Origin of the sequence: Desulfosporosinus orientis DSM 765 (genome assembly GCF_000235605.1) — a bacterium.
Lineage (GTDB): Bacteria > Bacillota > Desulfitobacteriia > Desulfitobacteriales > Desulfitobacteriaceae > Desulfosporosinus > Desulfosporosinus orientis.
Window position 1 is genome coordinate 3,632,558 of the sequence record NC_016584.1, and the last position, 18,202, is coordinate 3,650,759.

General features: G+C 42.2%; 17 protein-coding genes, 1 tRNA gene and 1 rRNA gene. 4 read left to right on the forward strand and 15 right to left on the reverse strand.

From position 1 onward, the window contains the following. Positions 1-66: 66 nt before the first annotated feature. From DESOR_RS16965 to DESOR_RS16985, 5 genes are all read right to left on the reverse strand, one after another. Positions 67-142 (reverse strand) — tRNA-Ala (locus DESOR_RS16965). 194 nt (positions 143-336) lie between these two features. Next, a 16S ribosomal RNA gene (locus DESOR_RS16970) occupies positions 337-1,903 on the reverse strand. A gap of 442 nt (positions 1,904-2,345) precedes the next feature. After that, positions 2,346-2,627: a DUF6897 domain-containing protein gene (locus DESOR_RS28980; protein ID WP_242832341.1), complete on the reverse strand. Its 282-nt coding sequence runs from the start codon at positions 2,625-2,627 to the stop codon at positions 2,346-2,348. A 62-nt stretch (positions 2,628-2,689) separates the two neighbouring features. Further along, positions 2,690-3,550 carry a nitroreductase family protein gene (locus DESOR_RS16980; RefSeq protein ID WP_014185813.1) on the reverse strand — a complete coding sequence of 287 codons (861 nt, stop codon included), beginning with the start codon at positions 3,548-3,550 and terminating at the stop codon, positions 2,690-2,692. A 392-nt stretch (positions 3,551-3,942) separates the two neighbouring features. Beyond that, entirely contained in the window at positions 3,943-5,553 is a 1,611-nt protein-coding gene (locus DESOR_RS16985; protein ID WP_014185814.1) for a gamma-glutamyltransferase family protein, read from the reverse strand. A gap of 126 nt (positions 5,554-5,679) precedes the next feature. Here DESOR_RS16985 and DESOR_RS16990 point away from each other — a divergent pair, with 126 nt between their 5' ends. After that, positions 5,680-6,174 carry a DUF2680 domain-containing protein gene (locus tag DESOR_RS16990; RefSeq protein ID WP_014185815.1) on the forward strand — a complete coding sequence of 165 codons (495 nt, stop codon included), beginning with the start codon at positions 5,680-5,682 and terminating at the stop codon, positions 6,172-6,174. Positions 6,175-6,390: 216 nt separating this feature from the next. Beyond that, entirely contained in the window at positions 6,391-7,284 is an 894-nt protein-coding gene (locus DESOR_RS16995; RefSeq protein ID WP_014185816.1) for an RluA family pseudouridine synthase, read from the forward strand. 17 nt (positions 7,285-7,301) lie between these two features. On the opposite strand, the gene DESOR_RS17000 is transcribed toward DESOR_RS16995, so the two are convergent. Continuing rightward, a complete protein-coding gene (locus DESOR_RS17000) occupies positions 7,302-7,838 on the reverse strand; it encodes a TIGR00725 family protein (protein WP_014185817.1) in 537 nt (178 codons plus the stop codon). Positions 7,839-7,868: 30 nt separating this feature from the next. Beyond that, the gene (locus DESOR_RS29760) at positions 7,869-8,042 is read right to left on the reverse strand and encodes a membrane protein (protein ID WP_014185818.1); all 174 of its coding nucleotides are present in this window, start codon (positions 8,040-8,042) and stop codon (positions 7,869-7,871) included. 265 nt (positions 8,043-8,307) lie between these two features. On the opposite strand from DESOR_RS29760, the gene DESOR_RS17010 reads away from it, so the two are divergent. Then, positions 8,308-9,108 carry a DUF3786 domain-containing protein gene (locus tag DESOR_RS17010; protein WP_014185819.1) on the forward strand — a complete coding sequence of 267 codons (801 nt, stop codon included), beginning with the start codon at positions 8,308-8,310 and terminating at the stop codon, positions 9,106-9,108. Positions 9,109-9,121: 13 nt separating this feature from the next. On the opposite strand, the gene DESOR_RS17015 is transcribed toward DESOR_RS17010, so the two are convergent. The 4 genes from DESOR_RS17015 to DESOR_RS17030 form a co-directional block, all read right to left on the reverse strand. Further along, on the reverse strand, positions 9,122-10,285 hold the full coding sequence (locus tag DESOR_RS17015) for an amidohydrolase family protein (RefSeq protein ID WP_014185820.1): 1,164 nt from the start codon (positions 10,283-10,285) through the stop codon (positions 9,122-9,124). Between the two features lie 161 nt (positions 10,286-10,446). After that, a complete protein-coding gene (locus tag DESOR_RS17020; RefSeq protein ID WP_014185821.1) occupies positions 10,447-11,634 on the reverse strand; it encodes a pyridoxal phosphate-dependent aminotransferase in 1,188 nt (395 codons plus the stop codon). Between the two features lie 50 nt (positions 11,635-11,684). After that, positions 11,685-12,512, reverse strand: a complete 828-nt coding sequence (locus tag DESOR_RS17025) for a DegV family protein (RefSeq protein ID WP_014185822.1) — start codon at positions 12,510-12,512, stop codon at positions 11,685-11,687. Positions 12,513-12,687: 175 nt separating this feature from the next. Further along, positions 12,688-13,452, reverse strand: coding sequence for a GlmL/MutL family protein (locus DESOR_RS17030; protein ID WP_014185823.1), 765 nt, complete (start codon positions 13,450-13,452; stop codon positions 12,688-12,690). 193 nt (positions 13,453-13,645) lie between these two features. Here DESOR_RS17030 and DESOR_RS17035 point away from each other — a divergent pair, with 193 nt between their 5' ends. Further along, positions 13,646-14,317, forward strand: a complete 672-nt coding sequence (locus tag DESOR_RS17035) for a C40 family peptidase (RefSeq protein ID WP_014185824.1) — start codon at positions 13,646-13,648, stop codon at positions 14,315-14,317. Between the two features lie 155 nt (positions 14,318-14,472). Here DESOR_RS17035 and DESOR_RS17040 read toward each other — a convergent pair whose 3' ends face one another. From DESOR_RS17040 to DESOR_RS17055, 4 genes are all read right to left on the reverse strand, one after another. Further along, complete coding sequence (locus tag DESOR_RS17040) at positions 14,473-14,823, reverse strand: GIY-YIG nuclease family protein (RefSeq protein ID WP_014185825.1); 351 nt, start codon at positions 14,821-14,823, stop codon at positions 14,473-14,475. Between the two features lie 2 nt (positions 14,824-14,825). After that, positions 14,826-15,305 (reverse strand): DUF6530 family protein, encoded by a 480-nt coding sequence (locus DESOR_RS17045; RefSeq protein WP_014185826.1) that lies wholly within the window; start codon positions 15,303-15,305, stop codon positions 14,826-14,828. Between the two features lie 361 nt (positions 15,306-15,666). Next, a complete protein-coding gene (gene abc-f / locus DESOR_RS17050) occupies positions 15,667-17,454 on the reverse strand; it encodes a ribosomal protection-like ABC-F family protein (RefSeq protein ID WP_014185827.1) in 1,788 nt (595 codons plus the stop codon). Positions 17,455-17,656: 202 nt separating this feature from the next. Continuing rightward, a complete protein-coding gene (locus DESOR_RS17055) occupies positions 17,657-18,199 on the reverse strand; it encodes a DUF1697 domain-containing protein (protein WP_014185828.1) in 543 nt (180 codons plus the stop codon). Positions 18,200-18,202: the final 3 nt, after the last annotated feature.

Consider the following 18,202-nt stretch of genomic DNA (forward strand, 5'->3'; position numbering starts at 1 on the left):
CGACTTTACTCGCATTTACTTTTCTCTATGCAGTTTTCAAAGAACAAGACCAAAGAACATATAAATTGGTGGAGGTAAGCGGGATCGAACCGCTGACCTCTTGAATGCCATTCAAGCGCTCTCCCAGCTGAGCTATACCCCCACATTGTAAAGAAACCATTCCTGGTCTCTCAAAACTAAACAACAGCTTCAATCCAATGAGTTGCCGATCCCTCGGCTTGAGTCTTACGACTCTTATTGATCTTTCTCCAAACCAAGCTTCTCAGCTTCGTTCTTCGAAAGCACCGACCAATAGGATGTTCGTTTAAAGCCTAAGCTCTAAACCGTTCTCCTTAGAAAGGAGGTGATCCAGCCGCACCTTCCGATACGGCTACCTTGTTACGACTTCACCCCAATCATCGGCCCCACCTTCGACGGCTAGCTCCCTTGCGGGTTACCCCACCGGCTTCGGGTGTTGCAGACTTTCGTGGTGTGACGGGCGGTGTGTACAAGGCCCGGGAACGTATTCACCGCAGTATGCTGACCTGCGATTACTAGCGATTCCGACTTCATGCAGGCGAGTTGCAGCCTGCAATCCGAACTGAGACCGGCTTTCTCGGATTGGCTTCACCTCGCGGCTTCGCTTCCGTCTGTACCGGCCATTGTAGCACGTGTGTAGCCCAGGACATAAGGGGCATGATGATTTGACGTCATCCCCACCTTCCTCCGGTTTGTCACCGGCAGTCTATCTAGAGTGCTCGACCTTACTCGTTAGCAACTAAATACAGGGGTTGCGCTCGTTGCGGGACTTAACCCAACATCTCACGACACGAGCTGACGACAACCATGCACCACCTGTCTCACAGCTCCCCGAAGGGCACCTCCATGTTTCCACGGAGTTCTGTGGATGTCAAGCCCTGGTAAGGTTCTTCGCGTTGCGTCGAATTAAACCACATGCTCCACCGCTTGTGCGGGCCCCCGTCAATTCCTTTGAGTTTCAACCTTGCGGCCGTACTCCCCAGGCGGAGTGCTTATTGTGTTAACTGCGGCACAGAAGGGGTCGATACCCTCTACACCTAGCACTCATCGTTTACGGCGTGGACTACCAGGGTATCTAATCCTGTTTGCTCCCCACGCTTTCGCGCCTCAGCGTCAGTTACAGTCCAGAAAGTCGCCTTCGCCACTGGTGTTCCTCCACATATCTACGCATTTCACCGCTACACGTGGAATTCCACTTTCCTCTCCTGTCCTCAAGATACCCAGTTTCCGATGCACTCTCAGGGTTGAGCCCTGATCTTTCACACCGGACTTAAGCATCCGCCTACGCGCCCTTTACGCCCAATAATTCCGGACAACGCTCGCCCCCTACGTATTACCGCGGCTGCTGGCACGTAGTTAGCCGGGGCTTCCTCCTTGGGTACCGTCATGTCTCCTCAATATTTTCAAAAAGACCGTTCTTCCCCAATGACAGTACTTTACAATCCGAAGACCTTCATCATACACGCGGCGTTGCTCCGTCAGACTTTCGTCCATTGCGGAAGATTCCCCACTGCTGCCTCCCGTAGGAGTCTGGGCCGTGTCTCAGTCCCAGTGTGGCCGTTCACCCTCTCAGGCCGGCTACTGATCGTCGCCTTGGTAGGCCTTTACCCCACCAACTAGCTAATCAGACGCGGGTCCATCCATAATCGATAGCATGTTCAGAGGCCATCTTTCCTTAACCTTGATGCCAAGATCTAAGATTATCCGGTATTAGCCCTCGTTTCCAAGGGTTGTCCCGGCTTTATGGGCAGGTTACCCACGCGTTACTCACCCGTCCGCCACTAAGATTTTCTCTAAGTAAACTCAGAGAAAATCTCCGTTCGACTTGCATGTGTTAGGCACGCCGCCAGCGTTCGTCCTGAGCCAGGATCAAACTCTCCAAAAAAAGTTATCTCAAACTTCTTTTTAAAGAAGTTGATTGACTCATGATTTATTTCGAAACTCTTGCGAGTCTCTCTCATTGGCTGTCCTTGTTGTTTAGTTTTCAAAGACCATTTTGTTTTCGCCCTCGTTTGGGCCGGAATTACATCTTAGCATCTTCAACTTTCGTTGTCAATAACTAATTTAGAATATCAGATCAACAGCTGTTATATAAAGCTGCATTAATCTGCCCGTTTAGGACGCTTAGCTATAATACCATTCTGAGGGTTTACTGTCAACACTTTTTTATACTGATCAGAAATAACTTTGCAGTATCTACTTTCAAAGAAAAGCCAACTCTAGATGTCAACTGCAGGAACTCTGATTTAGTATCAGTTTGGAGTTTGTTTAACGATTTAAATATGCACTGTACCCCGCGCTTAAATCCCTCAAACTAGCTTATTTACTTAAAGAATTTTTATACTCTGTATAAACTCTGCGTTAATAAGCTCCTGACCTTTTGAAGTTTCGATTTCTATCCAATTCTCTTTAACTGCTGCTATCGTACCTTTGACATTTGTACCAAAACTTCCTGTGGATATTATACATTTTTTGCCTACATACTTATTAATAAGCTCATTTGTCATTCCATTCTTTTCTCCTTTCCTTCTTATAACTTTTAAACGTATTGCTTTGAAACCAGCTTTCTGCTGTGGGAAAATAATGAAAAAGAGAATAAACAGCGGCATATAGATGGCTATCCATGACCCAGTATTCAAGCAACCTCATTCCTTTATCAATATGAATGTTGTTAAACTTTTTTGACCCAACTAACAACATAATCTGTATCTATTGGTTTTTGCCCCCCGGGATCACAAATCTGCCAACTCCCATTGATTCCAAGCTCTTGGGCCGTCAATTCAAAATGACACATAGCAATCCCCATATCAACTCTCTGTAAATCAAAGGCCATAAATTTGGCGTAGCCCTTAGTATGCTGAAGATAAAAATGAACCTTATTACCATCCCAAACGATTCTCCAGGGCTGCTTATTGGATGCTGAAGGAGCAAGCCGAACCATTTCCAGAGGGATTTCAAAACCTCCTGCTTCTGACTTCGCTAAAGGCTGTGCAAAATCCTTTCTAAAGAAAAGCTCCTGCCAATCCTTCCTGTTCTTTGAACCGGCGACTAATCTCATAGCTGAATCCACGAAGCTCCTTCTGCTGCTTGGATATCCGATTGGCGAGATGCAGGGCAATATCTCATGATCTTTTAGTGCAGCGGCTTCAGCAAATTCACTCTTTTTAAACGTGCCGCCCAGCCAACAAGTACCTAGTCCCAATGAAGTCGCGTATAAAATTACTTTCTCGAAAGCATAACCCAAATCCTCTAAGTCCTTATTGCTTTTCTCGGCGGTAGCGATAAGAAAAGCAGATGCACCTTTGATCACACCATAAGTTCCAAGTTTCTTATCCGGTCCTAAATCATCAGAATCCTTTTCAATCAGACTGAATCGTACCAGACCACCAAAAGGAGCTTCCGAATCCTGAAAGGAATTGTGCAAAGCTTTCTTTAATTCCAAGACTAGTGGCTTTTCTGAATAGGTTCTGACTGATAATCTTTGCTTAATAAGCTCAGTAACCGGTTTATCGAAAATTTGCATATTCAACATGTGAACCCCCCATATATTGAACAGGTAGTCCGCTATCTAATATTTTAAACTGTACATAATATTATAGCAAAATCCAAGTTTCAAAACCTTCTTTATCATTATCTTCTTCCTTACAATAATAACAATATCGAATGAGAGAAGATATAAAAAAGACTCCGATAACAATCGAAGTCATAGCTAGGCCTAATTATTGTTTACTTTACATCATCCTAAGATAAGGGAATAACTTTTTTCTCGGACTTCTTCTTCATTTTTTCCTTGTTCTTGGGGCTTTTATCTCCCATGGAAAAACCTCCCATCTCATAATAACCCTAGTATAACAGTTAGAGGCTTTTTCCATACATGATAACCTTTATTTTTCTCCACCGTCTTGCCATTTCACCTATGGCCAATCACCACATGCCAATATACCCATCTGCTCTTGACTCAGTGCCGCCAGCCAGTACATCATCCTCGGTTCTCCAGATAATTTGTCCCCGGCCAAAGCTGGCTGTATCCATGGACCAATTAATATCATGACCTTTACGGGCCAGTACCTGAGCGATATGCTCAGGGAAAGAATGTTCAACTCCAATAGTTTTCCCATTGATCCATTGCCAGCGAGGTGCATCGAGAGCAGCTTGGGGATTCAAATGAAAATCAAGGGTGTTCATGATCACTTGAACATGGCCTTGAGGCTGCATAAATCCTCCCATAACCCCAAAAGGACCTACCGGCTTCTGATCCTTTGTTAAAAAACCGGGAATGATGGTATGGTATGGCTTTTTGCCAGGTTGAAGACAATTAGCATGGTTCGGGTCCAGAGAAAAATTATTGCCGCGATTGTGAAGAGAAATTCCTGTTCCAGGAACAACTAAGCCTGACCCAAAACCCATATAGTTGCTTTGAATATAGGATACCATGTTGCCCTCACTATCTGCTGTTGCCAGGTAAACCGTTCCCCCTTTAGGCGGACGACCTGGTTCAGGCTGCAGGGCTCTCCCTCCAATTAATTTTCGCCGTTCTGCGGCATATTCATCGGATAACAGATCATTAATACTTACACTCATTTGAGAGGGATCGGCAATATATTTCAGGCCATCTGCAAAAGCTAATTTCATGGCTTCGATTTGATAGTGGTAGGACTCTGTGCTTTCTTTAATATCAAAATCAAACCCTTTGAGAATATTTAAGGCCAGCAAAGCTACTAACCCATGTCCATTGGGAGGAATTTCCCAGACCTGATACCCCCGATAATTAATAGAAACCGGGTTTACCCATTCAGGTTTGTAAGCAGCTAAATCCTCTTTTCTTAGAAATCCACCATGATGCTTTGAAAAATAATCAATTTTATCGGCAATTACTCCACTGTAAAAGGAGCTGGCCTTAGTTTCCGCAATGGATTGCAAAGTGCGGGCATGATCAGGAGAACGCCATAGTTCCCCGATTTTGGGGGCTCTTCCATCAGGGGCAAAGGTATTAAACCAAGACTTGTATTGCTCATCTTTAAGATCATGAGCATATCGATCGAAGGAAATCTCCCAACTTCTACCTACTGTTGGAGAGACCGGAAAACCTCCTTCAGCATATTTGATGGCAGGTGCCATGACTTCCGTAAGGGGAAGCCTGCCAAAACGGGATGACAATTCAGCCCAAGCTGAGGGTGCTCCCGGAACAGTCACAGGAAGCCAGCCATAGATGGGCATCTTTTCCCGACCGGCCTTCTTCAAAATCTGCAAATTAAGGAGCTGGGGAGCAGGACCACTGGCGTTAAGGCCATAAAGCTCTCCCTTCGACCAGATTAAGGCAAAGGCATCCCCGCCGATCCCATTGGAGGTTGGTTCGACAACCGTCAAACATACGGCAGCGGCAATTGCTGCATCAACAGCATTTCCTCCTTTTCTCAATACCGATAAACCTGCTTCTGCAGCAAGAGGCTGAGAAGTGGCCACCATTCCATTGTTCGCATAGGTTGTCACTCTCCGTGAAGCATACGGATTATATAGGGTGTCAAAGTTGAGCATATTAACCTATCCCCCTCTTAATATCATTCAAATCATTGAAAGGATGCTTTTGTCATACTTTTGACACAATTCAGGTCTATAATTCAGTCATAAAGTGAAATACTTATTTTGAAAGGAGCAAATGCAATGAAAAAAATCAAAACTTACCTTATTGCTGCCGCCGTAGTGGTAATGTTAGGAATAACAGGAACTGCTTTTGCATCAGCAACTTTAAAGACCCCTGCAGAAATTACAGCAGGTTTAACGGGCAAGACAATAGAACAAGTCACCCAAGAAAGAACCTCCGGAAAAACCTATGGAGCTATAGCTGACGAAGCAGATAAACTGGATGAATTCAAAGCCCAAATTCTCGAACAAAAAAAGGCCCTATTAGATCAACGAGTTGCCGACGGAATTCTCACTCAAGATCAAGCCAATTCCATTTACGACTCTCTCAAGACCAATCAAGCCATCTGTGACGGAACCGGGACATCAGGAATCGGAAGAAGCACTGGCCTTAGTTTGGGTATCGGGCAAGGTCAAGGAATGGGCCAAGGAATAGGACGTAATGGCAGAAATGCTGCCCAGGGACGTGGCAATAATTTTAGAGGAATGGGTAACGGAACTTGTTTAAACTATTAAGCAAGCCCTTATACTCAAACTCAGCTTGGAATATTATTTCCAAGCTGTTTTTATCTCTCAAAGGCCGATTAGAAACTTGGCTGGTGCCGGATTCATGGTTTTAGAAAAAAATAATTGTCATGTTAAAGAAATCTGTGTATTGTTAGTTTGTAGAGGGTTTCAATTGGTATTAAACGCTAACCCTATAATAAAAAAACCATAGATTGGACTAGTAATATGAAGTCGTTTAAGACATACTCAGTTGCTGAAGAGCATCAAGGACTCACCGTTGAAGAGTACTTAAAACAAATTCTGAATTATTCGGGGCGGAAGATTCAGAAGCTGACCCGGCAAAAGGGTATTTTATTGAATAAAAAAACAGTCTTCTTAAAGAAGAACGTTAAGCAAGGCGATGTTTTAGCGGTTCTTGCACTGGAAGACATATCCTTTGGCGTCGAACCCGAAACGGGACCCGTGGAAATCTTATACGAAGATGGTTATTTAATTGTCTTGAATAAACCCTCAGGCCTATTGGTCCATCCCACGGGGCAGACGCTTAAGGGGACGTTAAGTAACTATCTTGCTCACTATTACCGGCAGCAAGGGTCCATCCATACGATCCGTCCTCTACACCGCTTGGATCGGGAAACGTCAGGGTGCGTCCTCTTCGCGAAAGACAGTCATACTCAAGCCCTATTGGAAACAGCCCTTAAAAACGGGAAACTTAAGCGTACTTACCGCGCAGTGATTTTAGGAAACATTAACCCTCCGGAAGGAACCATTAATGCATCCATCGGCCAACACCCAACTAAGCCAAATCGCCGCGCCGTTACCTCTAAAGGAGAGCGGGCAATAACCCATTACAGGACAATTCAAAACTTACCGGGAGCTTCACTCTTAGATCTGACTCTGGAAACCGGAAGAACCCATCAAATCCGTGTTCATCTAACTCACATCGGACATCCAATTGTCGGAGACAGGATGTATGGTAAAGGTTCAGTTCTAATCAACGGCCAAGCTTTGCACGCTTTTTCTTTACATTTTCCCCATCCCTTTGAGGAGCGAGAAATTGTCGTTGAAGCTCCATTTCCAGATGAGTTTTTAAAAGTTTTAGAATCTTTAAACTCTTAGTACTGGTTTAAAGATAATCAACCAAGGGACGGATTATTGCCTTTGCTGACTCTGATCATGGCAATATCCAAAGCCTCTTTCACCGTTTGTGCATAGTCCAGTTTTGTACTTTTTCGATCATCTAAATACGCTTCCTCATAAGCCATTGCTCTGACTTTCTTAGCCCATCCTCCTGAAGGTTCTAAGATCACAACCGGTTTAAGATTCAAATAAGCGGCAGATAACTCTCCTAAGGTACCGTTACCGCCGCCCACCATAATAAGAGCATCTGAAGAATGGACAAGAATTAAACTGCGATAATCAAAACTCAATCCCGTATTAATAGGGATATCAATGTACTTATTGGCCCGCTCCATTGTATCTCCCGGCAAAATCCCAACCACAAGTCCATTGGCTGTTTTGGCTCCTTTTGAGGCAAACTCCATCACTCCATTCGTACCGCCTGTTAGGAGAATTGCTCCCCGCAGAGCAATCTCACGCCCTATTTCCAGGGCCAATTGCTGCAATTCTGCCGGTATCTCTCCAGATTGTCCGATAACTCCAATGCGAATCATTGCTTTGCCTCCTTTTAGTCAAAGTATTCCTTATCTTGAGATCACTGTCTGAATCATTGGCAATCCATAATAAACAACAATAAGGATTACAGCAATAGTTAGGGCTAACTTAAATAATTTTTTCAGAATAAAGCCCAAGGCAAGGATACCTAAGCCACCAATTATGATTGTTTTAAGTCCCAGTCCTAAAAAGAAATGCTCCATTGTTTTCCCCTCTCTTAATTGGAATAGAAAGTTATTCTTTCGTTTAATACCTACTAATCATAACACGGGCTAAAAAAAGAAGAAATAACCATGATTGTTAATAATATCTTCCTTGGCTCCCCAGACCGGGGTGTTTTCTGTTATCAGATTGCTTATAAGTTTTAAGAAGGAAATTGGGGAATTAACATAGAATTCCAGAATTATAAGTGAGATCCTGTCTCCAGTTACACTATTTATAAATCTGTCTGGAAGGAGTGTTGTCGGAATGTCACAACTTAGCAATCCCCTTGACATTTACAAATTTCTCCCTAAATCCAACTGTAAGGCTTGTGGGGTCGCAACATGTTTAGCCTTTGCCGCAGCAGTAATCAAGGGAGAAAAACGTATCAATGAATGTTCTCCGCTAAACGACGACCTCATACGAGAGCTGGACGAAAAGATTGTCAAACATCCCTCGCCTGAAGAACAATTGAAACAAGCCCTTGTACCCCTGAAAAAAGCAATAGCATCCGTGGATTTTCCTGCCTCTGTGCAACGATTAGGTGCTTCTCTGACCGGTGATAAATTAACTATTAAATCTTTGGGCAAAGATTTCTCTGTAGATTCTGAGGGAACCATTACCTCTCCCTGTCATATCAATGTCTGGGTAGCCGCTCCCTTGCTAAACTATATTATTGACAGCGCAGGCAAAGACCCTTCAGGAAAATGGGTTACTTTCAGAGAGCTTAGTCATGAAACTGTATGGGATTCTTTTTTTGAACAAAGATTTGAAAAACCTCTCAAACAACTAACGGATTCTTATCCGGATCTTATAGAAGACATGATTTATATTTTTAACGGCAAACACGTTGAAAGTAAGTTTTCCTTTGATATTTCCCTGGTTTTGCACCCTTTGCCAAAACTCCCGATTCTTTTTTGTTATACCAAACCAACGGAAGACATCGACTCAAAACTCAATGTTTTTTTTGATACCTCAGCAAAGGATAATCTTAAAATTGACTCCATTTATAGACTTTGTGTAGGGTTGTTAACCATGTTTCAAAAAATAGCTTCTAGTCACACTTAACCTTTCGCCTTCTTTATAGCTCCTTGACAAGCTGCAGCTGGTTCATGGGAGTACCCACATCCAATCTTCCCAGTTCCGGTCTCCCCAAGATCTGGGCGTTCTCTGAAGTCGCTCTGCGGTACACCTCTAGCTTAGGAATCCCCGCCTTAATCATCCAATCCAATTCATCAGACAAGCTCTCTCCATGGGGTACTTGATAAGCCCCGGCATCTGTACCAACACCCAGCCTCACTCCTAAAGAATAGGCTTTACAGATTGTCTCTAATTGTCTGTCTAAAATCCTTTTTAAAGTATCAATTTCATGAGCTGAGTAACGATTAGAAGGATATTTAAGGATATTTCCAATAGGCGCAACCGTAGGAACCCAAGCAATCCCCTTTTCTCTCATTAACTCCAGCTGGTCCGTCGTCATGTAGTAGCCATGCTCAATGGAATCAACATTGGCCTCAATTGCCAGTGAAATTCCCTCTTCCCCGCTTGCATGGGCCATAACGAGAATACCTCGATCATGAGCAGTCTTGACAAGCTCTTTCAATTCTTTGACAGTCCACTGACTGGGGCCAACCTTGTGAAAATCATCAAAGCGAATTAATCCTGTTACAATAACTTTCAACTGATCCAGCCCTTGAGCAAAGAAATCCTTTTCATTCTTCCGCCACTTAGAAAGATCCGGGAAACCTCGGCCAAGAAAGCGTCCATACATCCCTGCACGCCCCACCGCTTCATGGACAGAAACCACCTCCGGTCCCTGCCATAAACCTTCCTTTACCTTGTTCTTTGCCTGCCAGGCAAATCCGGGCAGATCCCCGCCATCACGGATAGCGATGATCCCATTATCCAAGTAACTCTGTAAATACAATTTGACATTTTTCTCTATGAGAGCAGGCTGATTCCAATTTTCCAGGCATTGAAAAAAGTCAAGGCTGTCCAGAGAGAGATGAACATGGGAATCGATCCAGCCGGGAAGAAGAAAATAAGCATGCCACTCTTCTCTTCCTTTATAAATAGTCTTATAGTCCTCTAAGGGCTGTAATGAACTCACCTTTCCAGCTTCCCATTGTAAAAGCACGGGCTGTGAGTACAAGCCAAGCTGGGGACTCCAGTACCCAGCAATTTTCATCTCTCCCTTATCAGGAATTTCCAGAGTTCTTTGTTCTGCACTGCACGAAATATACATTAAGCCTGTCATTCCTCTCTATTCCAGTCTTTTCGGCAAATTACACTCCGATATCTAAAAGAGCAAGAAGCGCCCAGTTTAAGGCTAAGCTTCTTGCCCTTGTTTTTATCTGGAATCACTTTTCTCCAGTACAATGTTTCCTTATCATTAAATATTTCGAACTAAGCTTTTAATTCTTCGATCAGAGCTTTAAAACCCGGTAAAGCTTTCTCAATGGTTTTATAAGCAACACAATAGGCAATTCGCACATAACCAGGACAGCCAAAGGCAGTACCTGGCACAATCAAGATATTCTTTTCGTTTGCCAACTTGCAAAACTCTGCATCGTTTTCGATGGGAGTTTTAACAAACAAATAAAATGCCCCTTCAGGCTTAGTGCAATCATAGCCATAGGATACCAGCTCATTATAGAGAAGTTCCCGGTTTTGATTATAGGCCTCAAGGTTAACTTTAGCGTCTAAGCATTTCGCAATAACACGCTGAAATAAAGAGGGGGCATTAACGAAACCTAAGATGCGGTTGGCAATATTGGCCGCTGAAATAATATTTTCATAGTCGGCAGCCTGCTCCGATATAACCAAATACCCTATTCGTTCCCCAGGCAGGGAAAGAGATTTACTAAAGGAATAGCCGACAATGGTATTGGCATAGTACTTGGTTAAATAAGGCACTTCAACATTATTATAGGCCAGTTCCCTATAAGGTTCGTCTGAAACCAGATAGATATCTGTTCCAAATTCCTTTTGCTTATCTCTCAGTATTTCTGAAAGTTTAATGATCGTATCTTCAGAATATACCACTCCAGTGGGATTATTAGGGGAGTTGACAATTACAGCTTTTGTTTTTGGGGTTATTTTCCCTTTGAACTCTTCTAAATTGGGTTGAAAATCTTTCGTGTTTGGCGATATTACCACTAATTCCCCTTCGAAATTCTTAACATAGCTTCGGTATTCTCCAAAGAAAGGAGCGAAGGTGATAACCTCATCCTGAGGGTTCAGCAAAGTTTTCAGGATTACATTTAACCCGCCTGCGGCACCCACAGTCATAATAATGTTGTTGTGGGTAAAGGCTGTACTGTATTTTTCATTAATTGAGTTGGCGATAGCTGTCCTGACATCTTCATAGCCAGAATTATTCATATAGCCGTGAACGCCCAGAGAATTTTTGTCATTAGCAATTTCAATGATTGCCTTTCTTACTTCTTCAGGCGGCTCAACACTGGGATTCCCCAGGCTAAAATCATAGACATTTTCCGCTCCATAAATACCGGCCAATCGCTTTCCTTCTTCAAACATAGCTCTAATAACCGAACTGCTTTTTACCTGCTCCTGCATTTTTTGGGATATCATGTTGATCAAACCTTTCTTTTAAAAGCTTAATAGAATTGAAATTCATAATTTTAAAAAGCAATGATTAATCCGGATTCCCCCGCATAAGTTGCAATCGTTGCTCCCATATAATGAATAATAATTTCTTTGGGGTGATAACGCTTTTCCAGCTCTTGGGCAAGAAATTCGGCATCCGGGAGGTTGTCCACGTGAGTTATGCCGATAACACGATTCGAGATGTCGGTACACAATTCACCCACCAGGTCTATGACCCTGCGCAGCGATTTATTGCGCCCCTGAATTTTTTCTAAAAACTCAACGTCTCCTTCCACATTATGAAGGATAGCTTTAATATGTAAAATTTTTGCCAAAGATCCTTGAAACCTGCTGATTCTGCCTCCTTTGACGATGTTTTCCAGGGTATCCAAAAGAATAAGTATTTGCATTTCTTTACGATAGTTTGTTAATTTCGTTAATATTTGATCCATGGCAAAACCCGCCTGGGCCATTTGAGCAGCTTGGGTTACTTGCAGACCATGTCCCAGAGATCCTCCCTCGGTATCAAAAACCACCACCTCAGGATTCCCCGATAATTCCTTTCCCAGATTTGCTGAACTATAACTGCCGCTCAATTTTGATGAAATAGTTAAACATAAAATCTCCCCTTGCTTTGCAAGCTCAGAGAAAACCTTAGAATAGAGAGCCGGAGCAGGCTGAGATGTCCTAGGCAGAGTTGGTGATGCCGCCATTTTCTTATAAAACTCCTGAGGGGTAATATCAATATTTTCTACATATTCTTTGTCATTTATATGAATGGTCAAAGGAACCGTACGAATATTATATTTTTCTAACAGATGTTCAGGGATATCTGCTGAACTATCCGTTACAATTTGAATCATAAATTTCACTCCACGATGTTTTATAGGTTTTGTATCTATATATTAAATTATAATTCTCCCTTTTTGATTTCGATGAAAAAGCGGATAATCCTGCCAAGAATTTGGATATTTTATGACAGGATTCTTTTATCATCAGTAATCTAAATCTTTATAGAATAGCCAAAAATATAGAACTCTAATTTTCTACACCCATAGACTCCCGCAATAACTGCCAAGCCCCTTGACGATAATTAGCAGTCAGCGCTCCCAGAGAAGTCATCAGACAATCTCTATCCAGCAAAATTGCAGTTTCTCCTTGGGACTCGATCCCCTTGACACTCTCCGTCAGAATTTGAAGTCCATTAGGTAATTCAGTTAATGAGCTGCCGGTTCCGACAATCCACCTAAAGTGAATTGATAGTTCACAATATGATTTTACAGCAGCCTTTAATGCTTCGGCAGTTAGCTCAGCTCTTAACGCTATCTCTTCAGATGTTTCAGGTTTAGTTTTTATATGTTTATTCCTGTTCGTACTATGGCTTTCAACCAATGGTAAGGAGTTTGAAGTTACTGAGTATACCGTGATTGATTCTTCTTCAAGTTTAAGTACTAAAACATCTCCTACCTCTTCATATATAAGCTGAACTGCTATCATCATTGCTTCCGAAGCAGGTAAAATCCCTTCATTAAAATAATTTGAAGCAATACCCTTGGAATTTAAGCCTTCAAATTGTATGGGATAAACAGCATAAAATGGCATATCGGTTATTGAACCCCAAGGACCGATCTCTTTTTCTAAGTCAGCCATGGCCTGTTTGACTCCCAGACTAATATCCCCTTCCTGAACGGTCGTAGGAAAAGTTCCTTGACCAAGCAGCTTTGGATTCTCAGAATTTAAATTACCAAAAGCATTCACAACAGTTATTTCACTACAAATTTCAGCAACTAACACCTTTAGCATATCTTCTCCTCACTTTGAATAATTTTTCCATTTAATTATCCTTCCCTTAAATAAAAAAAGTACGCAAGCTAAAACTGCTGGTTAAACTTTCTATTCCAACCAACAACTTGTACTATCTTTTTAAGTAGTCAGCATGTATACTCTTCCTTACAAAGCTTTGAAGACGGCAAGCAATAAGAAAGGAGCAATATAAGTGAAAAAAAGCATAATACTATTAGTTTTAGTGGTATTAGCGTTTTTCTCCTCAGCTTCAGTAACTCAAGCTGCAGTATTTAAGGTTGGATCAGCAGGATCGGATATTCGTGTTTTACAATCAGAACTTCAAACCTTAAACTATGATGTCGGTCCGGTAGACGGCATTTTCGGAAGTAAAACTCGGGCTGCAGTTGAAGCTTTTCAACGCGACCATAATTTAATGGTTGACGGCATCGTTGGTCCTCAAACCCAAAAGGCCCTGGATGATGCAAATATTCAGCCATCAGAAAAAACACAGCGTTCTGAGACAACGGAACAGATTATTAATACCGCTAAAAGTTTCTTAGGGGTCCCATACAAATGGGGAGGCGCTTCACCAGATGGCTTTGATTGTTCTGGATTTACAAGCTATGTTTTTGCCACCCAAAATATATCCTTAGCACGCGTTAGTCTTGATCAATATAGAATGGGAACTTCTGTAAGCTTTAGTGATCTGGCTCCGGGAGATTTAGTTTTCTTCACCTTTAGTTCAAGCAAACTAGTAAGTCATGTGGGCATCTATATTGGTGACAACCAGTTTATCAGCGCAACCAATAGTAAAGGAATTGCGATCTACAGCTTTTCTCCATACTGGAGCAACGCCTATGTTGGCGCAAGACGTGTTTACTAAGGCTTGTGAAAAAAATTCTATAACAATTATTAAGGCCACGCGAAAGCGTGGCCTTTAAACATACAATTTTTCTTTTAATTCTACTGATAAAACCATGCAAAATGTTTTGGAATACTAACAAATAAAGTTTCGTTACATACTTCCTGGTACATGAATTATTTCATATAAAATTCAAAGTCTTGCTTAGCCATTCTTTCTTCCCAATCCATCTGCAGCAGCTCTAACTCATCAGAGTAGTCTGTTTTAGTTTCATCCTTTTCATATTCGAGATTTTCCAATATGCGGAATGTGAAATTAGCTTCTCCGTATTCCTTCCATTCCTTTTGTAATTCTCGATTTGGATATGAGCCGAAATCCAATTGAAATTTCACCCTGTTTATAGTTGCATTCAGCCTGAGCGTTCCCTCAATAAGACATTTGTTGTTACGATTTGAGCGAATCATAAAAACACCCATCTCAGGCTTCAGCTGCCGGTATTGCTCTTTTAATTCTTTCTTTCTGTTCATGTCTAATATCCCATCTCCCTCAGAATTCGTGCCAGGGTTCTTAAACGCTCGCCAATCAGCTCATCATCCACACTTAGTACCTGATTAAATAGTTTAATATCTTCATTGATTTTTTCGTTGTCTGTACATACGGCAACCGTCATGGCATCTCCCTGTAAACCAACTCTGTCTATAACAGGATTTTCGGTATCATATAGTTCCTGATATCGATAAGCATCACGAAAATGGAGCTTCGTCCTGGATATCAAGATAGCAAGATCAAGGACTCTGTGCAGCGGCAATTCCTCTGATTGCCTAGACCACTTTTCGCCGGTATACCTCCATACTTTAGCCGATACATCAACTTTTCCCCGATCATTCCACTGTGCTAAGCCTAAGGAAAGACCTTTCGCATCAGAATTATAAGCGTATCGCCCATCAACATTTTCATAGTTCTCTGAAACGATCACTGGTTTATGCTTAAGGGTGGTTGGTATTTTCATGATTTTATCCTCCAATTTACGATTCAGTGTTAGTATGTTAGTAGTTCAGTAAATTACTAATTTACTGAACTACTAACAAGTATAAAAACCCTGCCTCGAAAAGTCAATAGTCTAAGCCATCGTGACTTGAACATGCTGTAAGAATTAAAATAATCGTTATGCCCCGTGACGCATTATAAAGTTTAGTTCTTAAAAATCAGCGACTTAAATTCTTAGGAAATTCTTAAGTTTAGATAAAAAGCATTTAAGGAAAAACCGACCTAAATAAAAGGGAACTTTTGCCAACTGCAAAAGTTCCCTTTTATTTAATTCCAGCAAATATTATCTCTACCGTACATGCCTGCAGATATAACTTTCAGCGTTACGACAGTCCTGTCAAACCTTTAAGCTTCTCTCTTAAAGGTTTAAGTTTTGCTAAAAGCTCGTGATACTCCTTATCTAAGGCTTGCATATCATCCTTTTTCCTTGGTATGGACAATCTGCCCACCACTTCTGTGAGACGATGCTGCAAAATAAGAACCTGCTTTTCAAGATCCTCTCTCCCATCATCCGAAGACCTATCCTTTTGAGCCAGGTAGTCTGCATAGCTTCCCTGAAACATTTGAATTCCCTGATTTTCTATGGTCATGATATGATCAGCTACTGAACCTATTAGACTTCGATCATGAGAGACAAACAAAAGCGTTCGATTATAACCTCGCAGAGCCTCCTCTATTACTTCAAGAGAATTAATATCCAAATAATTGGTGGGCTCATCTAGGATAAGCAAGTTAATATCTTGTAATAAAATCTTGGCAAACGAAACTTTAACTCGTTCCCCCCCGCTCAGCAGGCCTACTTGTTTATATACCGCATCCCCCTTGAGGAGTAATCTCGCCAACAGTGTTCGGACAAAGCTTTCCTGATAAATGCTTTCCTCCATAACATTTTCAATAATGCTCAACTTATCCTTAAGAATAGTCATGTCCTGGCTGAAATAGCCGATTTTAGCTCCTTGAGCTACTTTTAAGGAATCATCCTTTGCCAAAATCATTTTTAGCAGTGTGCTTTTACCGCAGCCGTTAGGACCAATCAAGGCCACCTTGGCGCCATTTTCAATCTTGAACTCCGCATCTCTGAATATAGCTTCCTTGCCAAAGGTCTTACAAATATCATTGCCTTCAATAATTATCTTACTATAGAGCATCCCTGAGTCTGTCACGTCCAGTTTGATCCTCTGCTGTTCTGCAGGCTTTTCTTTAACTTCTAAGTGTTCGATTCTAGTTTCCGTACTTTTTATGGCTCGATCAAGAGAAGCCTTGGCCTTTTGATCTCCCATTTTATGCAGTCGGGCCTCAGAATTGCCCATTCTTTTAGGGGTCTTTCTCACATTTTTGACCTTTTGCTTTGTCTCTTCCACAGCTCCCAGTAATCTCTTTTTTTCCTTAATATATTGTTGATACTCAAACTGCCTTCTTTCTCTTTCTTCCTGCTTCTGTACACAATAATCGCTGTAGTTGCCGGGATAGACTTTAAGCTCACCCTCTTCAATCTCCAGGATCTTGTTGCACAACTGATTCAAAAAACGCCTGTCATGCGATATGAGAATAAGCCCACTACGGTGCTCCGCCAACCGGCGTTCCAATAGTTCAATCCCTTCCAGGTCCAGATTACTGGTTGGCTCGTCAGCAAAAATTAAAGGACAATCCTGACTCAAGCTTTGAGCAAGCTTAAAGCGGGTGGTTTCTCCGCCGCTCATTGTCTCATTCCAGGTGCTTGAAATACCAAATTGTGCGGCCAGCTCAGCACTGGTCTGCTTTTGCTCCGGTGGATCAAGCTGGGATATATAAGCGCACTTGCCATACAGCTTAACCTGACCTTCATCAGGCTCCAGGCCTTTGCTCAATATCTTCAGCAGCGTGGTTTTGCCAACCCCATTAGCACCTACAATTCCAATCCGGTCTTCTGAATAAACCTTAAAATTTTCAAGTTGAATAATCAAGCGATCAGCAAAATATTTCTTAAGATTACTGCATTCAACTAATAAAATAAAAACCCCTCCTAAACCGGAGAGGATAGTGTCATGAATGCCAAATAGCCTGGAGACCTTAGCACAGACACAGAAATACCATGGCCATGATAGGAACTCAGAAATTTTGGTAATATCCATTCAACAAGCTACCATCAGTTTAGAAAACACTATCCACTCACAGTTTTAATAAAATGCATGATACATAAGCCGTAGTACCACGACTTAAAAATCTCATTTAAAAAACATAAGTGAATTAGTGCTTCATTTTCTGCCAGTACCTTGCCTTTCATTAAGTTAATGTCACACCTACAGTATAGAAAACTTCCTTGCTTTCGTCAACTCATTGACATCCAATCAGTCCGTAAAGCTTCATCACAGTGGCCCAATTGCGGGTGGTCACAGTATCGCCCAGTATGCGTCCCACTTCAGCCGGCAGCTGGCTCTTCAATATACCGTTGGGACACCAGAGATAAGCAACTCGTTCACCCATTGCCAAAGCCTCAGGCGCCCAATCCTTCCTTGCCAAGTCTTTGAGCTTATCCCTATCCTCTGGTTTTTCTAAGAAAGCCACCAGAAATCTTGAGGGATCCTTGGCTGCATAATCTAAGGGATTCTCAGAGACAACCTGAACAAGCTCTTGCTCTGAAACCACAATAACTTTGGCAGAAACGCCTAGTTTCTCCAAAAGCCCAAGCTCGATTCGTTGAGCAGACGTTACGGCATGAGCCTCTATAGCCGTAAAAACAACATTGCCGCTATTAAGAATCGTGCGCACATCCCCGTTGCCCAGACCCACCACTAGACTGCGCAAATCAGCCATCGCTACACGCTTTGCTCGCCCGACATTAATCCCACGTATTAAAGCTACCTGCTTATTGCCCACGAA